Annotated in this window: 11 protein-coding genes; 3 read left to right on the top strand and 8 right to left on the bottom strand. The window is 68.2% G+C overall.

Translation table 11 applies throughout. The annotated features are described in order from the left end of the window. Positions 1-28: 28 nt before the first annotated feature. Complete coding sequence (gene hrcA / locus ASE12_RS19350; RefSeq protein WP_056404311.1) at positions 29-1,045, bottom strand: heat-inducible transcriptional repressor HrcA; 1,017 nt, start codon at positions 1,043-1,045, stop codon at positions 29-31. 59 nt (positions 1,046-1,104) lie between these two features. Between hrcA and ASE12_RS19345 the strand changes: the two genes are divergently transcribed. After that, positions 1,105-1,548 carry a hypothetical protein gene (locus ASE12_RS19345; RefSeq protein ID WP_157413064.1) on the top strand — a complete coding sequence of 148 codons (444 nt, stop codon included), beginning with the start codon at positions 1,105-1,107 and terminating at the stop codon, positions 1,546-1,548. Next, positions 1,541-2,380, top strand: a complete 840-nt coding sequence (locus ASE12_RS19340; RefSeq protein WP_056404307.1) for a DUF3097 domain-containing protein — start codon at positions 1,541-1,543, stop codon at positions 2,378-2,380. The genes ASE12_RS19345 and ASE12_RS19340 overlap by 8 nt, the downstream gene beginning before the upstream one ends. Here ASE12_RS19340 and ASE12_RS19335 read toward each other — a convergent pair. From ASE12_RS19335 to lepA, 7 genes are all read right to left on the bottom strand, one after another. Beyond that, a complete protein-coding gene (locus ASE12_RS19335) occupies positions 2,370-3,212 on the bottom strand; it encodes a CHAP domain-containing protein (protein ID WP_056404305.1) in 843 nt (280 codons plus the stop codon). The two genes, ASE12_RS19340 and ASE12_RS19335, sit on opposite strands and share 11 nt — an antisense overlap. A gap of 55 nt (positions 3,213-3,267) precedes the next feature. Then, positions 3,268-4,371 carry a CHAP domain-containing protein gene (locus ASE12_RS19330; RefSeq protein WP_082582411.1) on the bottom strand — a complete coding sequence of 368 codons (1,104 nt, stop codon included), beginning with the start codon at positions 4,369-4,371 and terminating at the stop codon, positions 3,268-3,270. A gap of 106 nt (positions 4,372-4,477) precedes the next feature. After that, positions 4,478-5,644, bottom strand: coding sequence for a radical SAM family heme chaperone HemW (gene hemW / locus ASE12_RS19325; protein WP_056404302.1), 1,167 nt, complete (start codon positions 5,642-5,644; stop codon positions 4,478-4,480). Between the two features lie 4 nt (positions 5,645-5,648). Further along, complete coding sequence (locus tag ASE12_RS19320; protein WP_056404298.1) at positions 5,649-7,484, bottom strand: long-chain fatty acid--CoA ligase; 1,836 nt, start codon at positions 7,482-7,484, stop codon at positions 5,649-5,651. Positions 7,485-7,556: 72 nt separating this feature from the next. After that, positions 7,557-8,192: an MOSC domain-containing protein gene (locus tag ASE12_RS19315; protein WP_056404297.1), complete on the bottom strand. Its 636-nt coding sequence runs from the start codon at positions 8,190-8,192 to the stop codon at positions 7,557-7,559. Between the two features lie 89 nt (positions 8,193-8,281). Next, positions 8,282-8,911 (bottom strand): hypothetical protein, encoded by a 630-nt coding sequence (locus ASE12_RS19310; protein ID WP_157413063.1) that lies wholly within the window; start codon positions 8,909-8,911, stop codon positions 8,282-8,284. Between the two features lie 162 nt (positions 8,912-9,073). Then, a complete protein-coding gene (gene lepA, locus ASE12_RS19305) occupies positions 9,074-10,930 on the bottom strand; it encodes a translation elongation factor 4 (protein WP_056404293.1) in 1,857 nt (618 codons plus the stop codon). Positions 10,931-11,173: 243 nt separating this feature from the next. On the opposite strand from lepA, the gene rpsT reads away from it, so the two are divergent. Further along, positions 11,174-11,434 (top strand): 30S ribosomal protein S20, encoded by a 261-nt coding sequence (gene rpsT, locus ASE12_RS19300; protein WP_056212949.1) that lies wholly within the window; start codon positions 11,174-11,176, stop codon positions 11,432-11,434. Positions 11,435-11,479: the final 45 nt, after the last annotated feature.

Genomic DNA, 11,479 nt, shown 5'->3' with positions numbered 1-11,479 from the left:
AGTCGTGGGGTTCCTTGATCACGTGGGTTCAGTTGTCGGCCAGCATGCGGCCGACATAGCGGGCGACGGCGCCGACGGCGGCCATCGTTGCGGGATAGTCCATGCGGGTCGGCCCGACGGTGCCGAGCGTCGCGAGGGCCTGGTCGTCCAGCCCGTACGCCGAGGAGACGACGGCCGTGCTCGACAGGCTCTCGTGGCCGGTCTCGCTGCCGATGCGCACCGTGAGACCACCGGTGGCCTCACCGAGCAGCTTCAGCAGCACGACCTGCTCCTCGATCGCCTCGAGGACCGGCTTGATCGCGGTGTCGAAGTCGCTGCCGAAGCGTACGAGATTGGCCGTGCCGCCGACCGCGATGCGCTCGTCGGAGCGCTCGTTGGTGAAAGTCTGCGACAGGGTCGTGACGATCGACGTGACGATCGGGCGGTCGTTGGGGGCGAACGTCTCGATCATGTCGGCCAGCCGCAGCGAGGCCTCGGGCAGCCGCTGGCCGACCGTGGCCTGCGTGATGCGCGACCGGACGTCGCTGACGAGCTGCTCGGAGGGGGTCTCGACGAGCTCGATGATGCGCTGCTCGACCCGGCCGCTGCTCGTGATGACCACGAGCAGGACGCGAGCACCCTCGAGGGCGACGACCTCGATGTGGCGCACCGTCGAGCGGGTCAGCGAGGGATATTGCACGATCGCGACCTGGTTGGTGAGCTGGGCCAGGACGCGCACGGAGCGCTGCACCACGTCGTCGACGTCGACCGCGCCGGTCAGGAACGTCTCGATGGCCCGGCGCTCGGCCGGCGACAACGCCTTGACCGTCGCGAGCCGGTCGACGAACATCCGGTAGCCCTTGTCGGTCGGGATGCGGCCGGCGCTGGTGTGGGGCTGCATGATGTAGCCCTCGTCCTCGAGCGCGGCCATGTCGTTGCGGATCGTGGCCGGCGAGACCCCCAGGTGGTGCCGGTCGAGCAGCGAGCGCGAGCCCACGGGCTCCTGCGTCGCGACGTAGTCCTCGACGATGGCTCTCAGCACGTCGAGACGGCGGTCGTCAGACATCCGATCCCCTCTCCGCGAGCCTGCTGGCACTCTCCCTGGTCAAGTGCCAGTCTAGCGATGTGCGGGGAATCCAGACGAATGACGACGGCACGATCATGGTCGAGGGCGCCGAGCGCACCCTGACCTACGCACCCCGCCTCGTGACCCTCGACGACGGCACCACCGTGGCGCACGAGTCACAGGGCGGCGAGATGACGTCGGTCTGGGCTGCCGATCTCGGCGGTGACTGGTTCGTCGAGGTGGCTCACCTGGGCGACGGGCCGGTCGGTGGCGAGCTCGTCATGACCGCGACCCACATCGGCCTCGACGAGACCGTCCGCTACGTCACGATCGGCGACCTGTGGGCCGACGAGCTGCCCTCGGTCGTGCCGCCGAGCTGGCCCGTCGCGGTCGACCTCGCGCTGGGCCTGATGGAGGGCGAGGTCCACGTCGTCGGCGCCGACATCACCAAGGACGACGTCGAGACGCTGCACCAACGACTTCTGGGGGCTCTTCATGGTTGACCGCTACGGCACCGACGTCCTGTCGAACGACTGGCGCAAGCCGCCGCGCGGCCGCACGACCGACGTCGTCGTCGAGCACGGCATGGTGGTCGAGGACGCCACGACCGGCTTCTGCGGCGAGGTCATGATCATCGAGAAGGACCTCGGCATGATGATCCTGGAGGATCGCCGGCTCGTACGCCGGTCGTTCCCGTTCGGGCCCGGGTTCCTGCTCGACGGCAAGCCGGTCAACCTACGCCCGCCGTCCGCCGCGACCAAGGCCACCTCCGGGCGTACGGCGTCAGGCTCGCGAGCGGTCGCCGGCGCCAAGGCACGCGTCGCCCTGCCGAGCCGCATCTACGTCGAGGGACGCCACGACGCCGAGCTCGTCGAGAAGGTCTGGGGCGACGACCTGCGCATCGAGGGCGTGGCGGTCGAGTACCTCGGCGGCATCGACGACCTCTCGTCGATCGTCGACGAGTTCGCTCCGGGGCCGGACCGTCGGCTCGGGGTCCTGGTGGACCACCTCGTGCCGGGGTCCAAGGAGACCCGCATCGCACAACAGGTCTCCGGTCGCCCGCACGTCCTCGTCGTGGGTCATCCGTACGTCGACGTGTGGCAGTCGGTCAAGGCCGACCGGCTCGGCATGGCCGCATGGCCGGTCATCCCTCGCGGCACGGACTGGAAGCACGGCATCTGCGAGGCGATGGGCTGGCCGCACCGCGACCAGGCCGACATCTCCCGGGCGTGGAAGCACATCCTCGGCCGGGTCGACTCCTACGCCGACCTCGAGCCGGCGTTCCTGGGACGGGTCGAGGAGCTCATCGACTTCGTCACCGCACCTACGGCTTGATGTCCACGACCTGCTGGTGGAGCAGGACCGAGCTCGCCCCACGGGTTCCCTTGACGTTGGCGCCGTACAGGTAGACCGTGTGCTGCCCCGTCGGCATCGACGAGCTCGTCCAGAACGTCGAGAACGCGAACTTCGCCGCCCGCGGGCTCGTGTACGTCACGAGCTTCGCACCGTTGCGCACCACTGCCTTCAGCACGACGCCGCTCGCGTACGAGTCGGGGTCGGTCACGAACCCGCCGACGTCGATCCGCTTCGCGCTCGGTGAGGTGATCGCCGGGATCTCGCTCTTGATGCTCCCGCTGGCCTTGGCGAACGAGATGTAGCCCTTCGGGAGGTAGTCGCCCGACACCCGGATCCACCGGAACGCGCCGCCCTTGTTGTCCTCCGAGACCGTCACGTACGTCTTGCCGTCGATGGTCTCCACCTTCTGCACGTACGCCACGTGCCCCTCCGCGCCCGCCAGCCCGGTGTTGGCCGGCCACCACGCGATCGTGCTGGCCCTCGGTGTGGTCGACATCGTCGCGCCCCAGCCGGGGTGCGCCGTCACCGCGTTCGCCCACTCCGACGCGTTGCCGGTGCCCGGGACGCGCGCGGTGACCCGGCCGTTGTGGGTCAGCCGCCACGCGACGTAGTTGGTGCAGTTGTGGCCGGCCTGCTGGCTCCAGTAGGACGACGTGTACGTCGCCTGGTAGCCGTAGGAGCTGAGCCCGGCCTTGGCGCAAGCGGCCCAGCCGTTGCACAGGATCGTGAGGTCCGCGGCCTGCGCCGGGGTGGCGGCGACGAGAGAGCCGAGCGCGAGGGCCGCGGCCAGGACGAGGTGACGGATGCGCATGGTCCGAAACTACGTGGCGCCAACGCTACAGGTGGGCGAAACAAGCAAACCTGTCTCATCGGACCCGCAGATACACCGTCCTGCTGCTCGCCTCGTACGTCCTGGTGCCGCGATAGCGGATCGACAGCGCCCACCGGCCCCTCCGCTGCCGGGGCAGCGACACGGTCAGCCGCGAGCCGCTGATCATCGTCACCCGTTTCACCAGGGTGGAGCCGCGCATGACGTCGACGGTGCCACTTGCCAGGGTCGGCGCGAGGCTGATGCGCACCCGCGGGTGCTGCGTCCGCGTGATGGAGGAGTCGACGAACGACGCCCGAGTCACCGAGGTTGCCCGGATCGTGACGTCCCGCTGCCCGAGGAGGGCGTCGCCGCCGGCTGTTCCCGGGGCGTTGAGCGCGTACAGGAACATCGAGGTCGGTCCGCTGGTGCTGACATGACTGATGCGATGGAACCGGAAGAACTCGCTCTCGAACGTGAAGACCTCGGCGCCCGGCGTGCCGCGTGGCCCGCCGAGGCTCACGAGATAGGTCCGGTTGCCGGCCGGACCGTCGGGGTCCATGGACGATCCCCAGAAGTCGAGCGTGCCCACGTCGGGCGATGACACCGACGTGAACTCCCCCGACGGCGAGCCGTCGGAGGCCGGGTAGTGGATGAAGCCGGACGGCCACGTGCCGTCGAGCCTGGTCATCAGCCGCCAGCGGAAGTCGCCGCTGAGGTTGTCCTCCGAGACGAGCACCCCGCCCGGCACGATCGCCTCCACGTACGCGACGTGACCCGAGGTCGCCGAGGCCCCGTCGACGCCGGCGTCCCACCACGCGATCGCGCCGACGGTCGGCACGTCGTCCACCGGGATGCCGGCCTGCGTCGCGGCCGGGCCCCAGGTCAACGCGCTGTTGGTGCCCGGAGGACGGGCGACCAGCCGGCCGTGCGTCAGCCGGTACGCCACGTAGTTGGTGCAGTTGTGCCCGGCCGTCATGCTCCAGAACGACTGCAGGTACGCGGCACCGTAGCCGCCGTCCGTACGCCCGATTGTCAGGCAGCCGGTGAATCCCGTGCAGAGCACGGTCAGCGACAACCCTTGGGCCGGCGCGGCCCACAGTGTCATGACCATCGCGACCGCCACTCCCAGCAGTCGCCCCGGCCCATGCGCGTGGCGCATAGCTCCCTCGCCGTTTCTCCCCCGAGCTCCCTGGGTCCACTCCCATAGACCCACTCCCTGCTCGGAGCGTAGGCCGTAACTTCGCGTTACTTCAGCGAATCGCGGTTTATTCGACGAGCTCGCGCACGACGGCGTCGGCGAGCAGGCGGCCGGTGCGGGTCAGCACGAGCCGGTCACCCTCGAGAGCTGCGAGACCCCGCGCCACCACGCCGTGCACTGACGTCCGGGCGTCGGCGGTCAGCGAGTCGACGGACAGCCCCGTGCGCAGCCGGGTCTCGAGCATGATGCGCTCCATCCGCGCCGTGGCGGCGTCGATCGTCTCGCCGTCATGTCGCGGGGACTCCCCTGCGGTCAGCCTCTGGGCGTACGCCGCAGGGTGCTTGACGTTCCACCAACGCTCGCCGCCGACGTGGGAGTGGGCGCCGGGCCCGATCCCGAGCCAGTTGTCGCTGTGCCAGTAGAGGACGTTGTGCCGGCACTGGGCCGCGTCGTCGACCGCCCAGTTGGACAGCTCGTACCAACCGAGTCCCGCAGCGGCGAACAGCTCGTCGGCGATGACGTACTTGTCGGCGGTCTCGTCGTCGTCGGGCATCACGACCTCACCGCGTCGGACCTTGCGGGCGAACGCCGTGCCGTCCTCGACGATCAGGGCGTACGCGCTGATGTGGTCGGGCTCGAGCGCGATCGCCTGCTCGATGCTGGCGCGCCAGTCGTCGATCGACTCCCCCGGTGTGCCGTAGATCAGGTCGACGCTGAGCTGCTCGAAGCCCGCCTCGCGCGCCCACCGGACGGCCTGGGGCACACCGGCAGGGTCGTGCGTACGTTCGAGGGTCGCCAGCACGTGGGGCGCGGCGGACTGCACGCCGTACGAGATGCGGGTGAAGCCGCCGGCCCGCAGGGTCGCGAGCGACTCGGGCGTGACGCTGTCGGGGTTCGCCTCGGTCGTGACCTCCACGCCGTCGGCGAGCCCGAACGTCCGCCGGATCGCGTCGAGGATGCGTACGAGGTCGGCCGACGGCAGCTGGGTCGGCGTGCCGCCGCCGAAGAACACCGTCTCGACGGCCGGCGCTCCCGTGAGCTCGCGGCCGGCACGCTCGATCTCGAGGATCGCCGTGTCGGCGTACGACGCCCTGGTGGCGCCCTCGCCGAGCTCGTCGGCGGTGTAGGTGTTGAAGTCGCAGTAGCCGCAGCGCACCGAGCAGAACGGCACATGGACGTAGACGCCGAACGGTCGCTCTCCCAGCGTGGACAGGGATCGTTCGGTCAGGGGCACACCGTCAAGCGTAGAAGCCGTCGAGGATGTCCTTGTTGTTGGCTTCGACGACGTTGCGCTTGACCTTGAGGCTGGGCGTGATCTCGCCGTTCTCGATGCTGAGGTCGTGGTCGAGGATCGCGAACTTCTTGATCGTCTCCCAGCGGTTGAGCTTGGAGTTGAGCTCGTCGATCTGGCTCTGCAGCAGGTCGTGGATCTCCTGCGACGCGACGACCTCGGCGTACGACTTGCCGGCCATGCCGTGCTTGCCGGCCCACTCCGAGACACCGTCGGGATCGAGCGTGATGAGCGCGGAGCAGAAGTTGCGCTCGTTGCCGTGCACGACGATCTGGCTCGTCAGCGAGCTGATGCCCTTGAACATGCCCTCGATGTGCGGCGGGGCGACGTACTTGCCGCCCGAGGTCTTGAACAGCTCCTTCTTGCGGCCCGTGATGAACAGGAAGCCGTCCTCGTCGATGCGGCCCTCGTCGCCGGTGTGCAACCAGCCGTCGGAGGTCAGCGACGACGCGCTCTCGGCGTCGAGGTTGTGGTAGCCCTGCATGATGTGCGGACCCTTGATGAGGATCTCGCCGTCCTCGGCGATCTTGGCCTCGCTCCCGGGGAACGGCGTGCCGACCGAGCCGAGCTTGAAGCTGTCGGGCTGGTTGACGAATGCGCCGGCCGACGTCTCGGTGAGGCCGTAGCCCTCGAGGATCAGGACGCCGGCGGCGTGGAACCACTCGGCGATCTCGGGTGACAGCGCCGCCGCACCCGAGATGAAGAAGCGCACGCGGCCGCCGAAGCGGTCGCGCACCTTGGAGAACACGAGCTTGTCGGCGACGGCGAACTTGGCCTTGAGCACGGGCGACACGGCCTTGCCGGAGCGGATCGCGCGCGAGTAGTCGACGCCGACGCCCTCGGCCCAGCGGAAGATCTTGAGCTTGGCGCCGCCCTCGGCCTCAGCCATGCCGACGATGCGGCCGTAGGCCTTCTCGAAGATGCGCGGCGCGGCACCCATGAACGTCGGCTTGATGATGGCCAGGTTGTCGACGATCTTGGGCACCCGGCCGTCGATCGCCGTCGGGAAGCCGATCGCGATCTGCGTCGACAGCAGGACCTTGCCGAACGAGTGGGCCATGGGCAGCCACAGGAACTGCAGGTCGTCCTCGCTGAGGAAGCCGCCGGACACGATGACGGCGCCTTCGTACGTCCAGCCGTCGTGGCTCAGGCGCACGCCCTTGGGCCGGCCGGTGGTGCCGGACGTGTAGATGAGGGTCGCCAGCGAGTCGGGCCTGGTCGCGGCGACGCGGTCCTGGACGACCGTCGGGTGCTGCTCGAGGTAGCCCTCGCCGAGCTTCTCGAGCTCGTCGAACCCGATGACCCAGTCACCGTCGGTGGTGCCCTCGAAGACCACGACCTTGATGATCGACGGCAGCTCGGAGTGCTTCTCACGGAGCTTGGCGACCTGCTCGTCGTCCTCCGCGAACACGATGCGGCTGTCGGAGTCGGCGAGGATGTAGGCGACGTCGTCCGACATCGTCGACGGGTAGACCGTGGTCGTCGCGGCACCCGCGGCCAGGACCGCGAGATCGGCGAGGATCCACTCCAGGCGCGTGCCGGAGGCGATCGCGACGCGCTCCTCGGGCTCGATGCCGAGCGAGACGAGCCCGGCCGCGAGGCGAGTCACCCGGTCGCCGGTCTCGGCCCAGGTCATGGAGTGCCAGTTCTCGTCCTCGTCGGGGTAGCGGTAGGCCTCACGCGGGCCGGACTGCTCGACCCGCGAGAAGAACGCGGCACCCATGCTGGGGGCCCGGTCGTTGACGATCTCGATCTGTTCAGGGGTGGCGACGGTGACGGTCATGTGCGGAGTCCTCTGGCGCGAACGTACGAAGAGCGGGGGCTGTGGTGCCGATCACCCTAACTTACCCTTCAGTCACGTTGCTGTGTTGTTGCTGCGTGCACCCAAACGCCTCGCCACGAACGAGTCGAGACGCGGCTCCTCCGCCAGGAGCGGGATCAGGTGGCGTTCGGTCGTCAGGGCACGGAACAGCAGGTCAACCGTCACATCGTGGCTTCGCGTCTCGACGACCTCGATCGCGTCGCCGGCCTCCACCGGGCCCGGTTCGAGGACCCGGAAGTAGGCGCCCGGGCGACCTTCGAGGGTGAAGCGCTTGACCCAGTGCGGCTCGTCGACGAACCCCTGGAAGACCGAGCACGGGATGCGTACGCCGGACAGCTCCAGGAGCGTCCCGCCGATGCGCCACCGCTCCCCCGCCCGAGCAGCGTTGAGGTCGATGCCCTGGGTCGTGAGGTTCTCGCCGAACAGGCCGGCCCGGAGCTCCCGGCCCAGGGTCTGCTGCCAGGCGTCGAGGTCCTCACGGGCGTACGCGTAGACGGCCTGGTCGGGGCCGCCGTGATGCTTGAGGTCCGCGATCTCGTCGTCGCCGACACCGAGCTCGTGCACCGGCACAGGCCCCGCCACCGGTCGTTTGTCGATCGCCGTCCGCTTGAGCTGGCCCCACGGCACGTCGACCGTACGACCGACGTTCACCGACTCGACGAAAGGCATGCGCCAGAGGGTATCGATCATCCCGCCGCGCGTGGCTGCCGCCCGCCGCGCGCGATGCACCCTGAAGCTGAGTCGACTGGCGAGCTGTGTCAGGAAGGGCCTAAGCCCGCCGAATACATGTCCGACGGGAGTCCTGGCGGCAGCCGCGGCGGATCCAGGTCCAGGGCTGCAATGGCCGCTGGGACGTCGCAACTCTTCAAGGGCGAGGCGAGGTTCATCCTGCCCAAGATCGAGAATCCGTCCGGGGTCGAAGGGATCTCAAAGTATGCGGGTGTCCCGGCGGCGAGGGCGTCCGTGTATCGGTCGAGCTCGGCCAACAGGACGGTCCAGTCCGCTCCCCAGTCCTCGGTGGGTATATCGGACTCCAGATCGTCCTTCGACATGGTGGCGACAAATGATGGGATCGACTGTGCCGCGGTCGCGTATGCGTTGAGTGCTTCGACGCGCACCGTGATCGACCCGTTGGTCGGGATCAACGACGCCACCGAGGCGGCGTCGTGGCACACCGGAGTCAACGCCTTGGCAGTCTCCGAGCTGTCGATCAGCTCAAGGGGGTCATGATCCGCGGATGCCAATGCGTACAAGGCCACCATTGCGATGGGCACAAGCACCACCAGCCCGAGCACTGTCCCCAAGACGACCCATATCCCTGCGTTGCTCTTGGGGGGATGCCACGGCGGTAGCGGTGGCGCGGTTGGCAGGCCGCCCTGGTCGGACATGGCATCGACGCTAGTTCGATGACCACGTCTGCCCGCGTGCTTTTCAGCGAAACAGGTTCCAGTTCGGCTACGTACCGGGCGCGCCGTCGCACGATTTGTGACGTTGTGAGCGTTCTGCGACGCGAATGACGCGCATAACGTCACAAATCGCGGGCGGTGGGGCTACTTGTCGGCGTCGCCGGTGGAGAGGGCGGCGATGAAGGCTTCCTGGGGGACCTCGACGCGACCCACCATCTTCATGCGCTTCTTGCCCTCCTTCTGCTTCTCGAGGAGCTTGCGCTTGCGGGAGATGTCGCCGCCGTAGCACTTGGCGAGCACGTCCTTGCGGATCGCGCGGATGTTCTCGCGGGCGATGACCCGGGCGCCGATCGCGGCCTGGATCGGCACCTCGAACTGCTGCCTCGGGATGAGCTCCTTGAGCTTCGACGCCAGCGAGACGCCGTAGGCGTACGCGTTGTCGCGGTGCACGATCGCGCTGAAGGCGTCGACGACCTCGCCCTGCAGCAGCACGTCGACCTTGACCAGGTCGGCGGCCTGCTCGCCGGTCGGCTCGTAGTCGAGCGACGCATAGCCCTTGGTACGGCTCTTGAGCGCGTCGAAGAAGTCGAACATGATCTCGCCCATGGGCAGCGTGTACTTGATCTCGACGCGGTCCTCCGAGAGGTAGTCCATGCCGATGAGCTGGCCGCGGCGCGCCTGGCAGAGCTCCATGATGACGCCGATGTAGTCCGACGGACTCAGGACCGTCGCCCGGACGACCGGTTCGTAGACCTTGTCGATCTTGCCGTCGGAAGGATATTCACTCGGGTTGGTAACGAGGAGGGAATGTTCTTGGTTTTCCATCTCGACGCGGTAGACGACGTTGGGCGCGGTCGAGATGAGCTCGAGGTTGAACTCGCGCTCGAGCCGTTCGCGCACGATCTCGAGGTGCAGCAGGCCGAGGAAGCCGATGCGGAAGCCGAAGCCGAGCGCGCCGGACGACTCCGGCTCGTAGACCAGGGCCGCGTCGTTGAGCTGCAGCTTCTCGAGGGCGTCGCGCAGCGTCGGGTAGTCGTCGCCGTCGAGCGGATAGAGGCCCGAGTAGACCATGGGGTTGGGGGTCTTGTAGCCGCCGAGCGGCTCGGTCGCGCCCCGGATGTTCGACGTCACGGTGTCGCCCACGCGGGACTGGCGGACCTCCTTGACGCCGGTGATGAGGTAGCCGACCTCGCCCACGCCGAGATCGCCGGCCTTGACCGGCTCAGGAGAGATGACGCCGACCTCGAGCATCTCGTGCACCGCACCGGTGGACATCATCTTGATGCGGTCGCGGTGCGACAGCTTGCCGTCGACCACACGGACGTACGTGACGACACCCCGGTAGGTGTCGTAGACCGAGTCGAAGATCAGGGCGCGTGGCGGGGCGTCGGGGTCGCCCTGGGGCGGCGGGACCTCGTCGACGATCAGGTTGAGCAGCTCCTCGACGCCCTGACCGGTCTTGGCCGACACCCGCAGCACGTCGTCGGGGTTGCCGCCGATGATCCCGGCGATCTCCTCGGCGTACTTCTCGGGCTGCGCGCCGGGCAGGTCGATCTTGTTGAGCACGGGGATGATGTCGAGGTCGGCGTCGATCGCGAGGTAGAGGTTGGCCAGCGTCTGCGCCTCGATCCCCTGGGCCGCGTCGACGAGCAGGACAGCGCCCTCGCACGCCTCGAGGCTCCGGCTCACCTCGTAGGTGAAGTCCACATGCCCCGGCGTGTCGATCATGTTGAGCACGTAGACCGTGCCGGCGTCGTCGCCGCTCGACTTCACGAACGGCATGCGGACGGCCTGGCTCTTGATCGTGATGCCGCGCTCCCGCTCGATGTCCATGCGGTCGAGGTACTGCGCCTTCATGTCGCGACCGTCGACGACGCCGGTGTGCTGCAGCATGCGGTCGGCCAACGTCGACTTGCCGTGGTCGATGTGCGCGATGATGCAGAAGTTGCGCAGGACCTTCGGGTCGGTGGCCCCGGGCTGGGGAACGGGGCTGGTGCTCATGATGTCCCCATTGTCCCATCACCCCGGGCATGCTCGTGCCACGTGGGTCGCTCGACGGAGTTTCGACATCTGGCGGCTTCGTCGCGATCGCTCAACCTGCCTCACCGCTCGGCCGCGGGCGGCCTCGGGTTCACCAATTTGAGCCTCCTGCCCGCTGGCTGATAGAGTTGGCGGTCGCGTGCCTCGGCATGTCCAACAACTTTTTCGCAGCATCCACACATTCGAGAGAAACAGGTTTGCCCCGTGGCGAATATCAAGTCGCAGATCAAGCGCAACCGGCAGAACGAGCTGGCTCGCGAGCGCAACAAGTCCGTGCGCTCGGCCCTCAAGACCGCCGTGCGTCGCTTCGAGGAGGCCGTGACGGCCGGCAACACCGACGACGCCAAGAAGCTCGCCGGCGAGGCCACCAAGAAGCTCGACAAGGCCGCCTCCAAGAAGGTCATCCACAAGAACCAGGCAGCCAACCGCAAGTCGGCCATTGCCAAGAAGGCCGCGTCGCTCTGACGTCGTGCCACGAAGACAGCCGCCCCTCGGGGCGGCTTTTTTCAT

This window comes from Aeromicrobium sp. Root236 (assembly GCF_001428805.1).
In the GTDB taxonomy this organism is placed as follows: Bacteria; Actinomycetota; Actinomycetes; order Propionibacteriales; family Nocardioidaceae; genus Aeromicrobium.
Note: the sequence above shows the minus strand (reverse complement) of the source record. Positions and strands in the feature narration are given on the sequence as shown.

Bases quoted from the DNA above. Each gene is read 5' to 3' on its own strand.
- ASE12_RS19315 (WP_056404297.1), bottom strand. From the start codon at position 8,192: ATGCCTTTCGTCGAGTCGGTGAACGTCGGTCGTACGGTCGACGTGCCG.
- ASE12_RS19320 (WP_056404298.1), bottom strand. From the start codon at position 7,484: ATGACCGTCACCGTCGCCACCCCTGAACAGATCGAGATCGTCAACGAC.
- ASE12_RS19335 (WP_056404305.1), bottom strand. From the start codon at position 3,212: ATGCGCATCCGTCACCTCGTCCTGGCCGCGGCCCTCGCGCTCGGCTCT.
- hrcA (WP_056404311.1), bottom strand. From the start codon at position 1,045: ATGTCTGACGACCGCCGTCTCGACGTGCTGAGAGCCATCGTCGAGGAC.
- ASE12_RS19340 (WP_056404307.1), top strand. From the start codon at position 1,541: ATGGTTGACCGCTACGGCACCGACGTCCTGTCGAACGACTGGCGCAAG.
- ASE12_RS19330 (WP_082582411.1), bottom strand. From the start codon at position 4,371: ATGCGCCACGCGCATGGGCCGGGGCGACTGCTGGGAGTGGCGGTCGCG.
- ASE12_RS19310 (WP_157413063.1), bottom strand. From the start codon at position 8,911: ATGTCCGACCAGGGCGGCCTGCCAACCGCGCCACCGCTACCGCCGTGG.
- lepA (WP_056404293.1), bottom strand. From the start codon at position 10,930: ATGAGCACCAGCCCCGTTCCCCAGCCCGGGGCCACCGACCCGAAGGTC.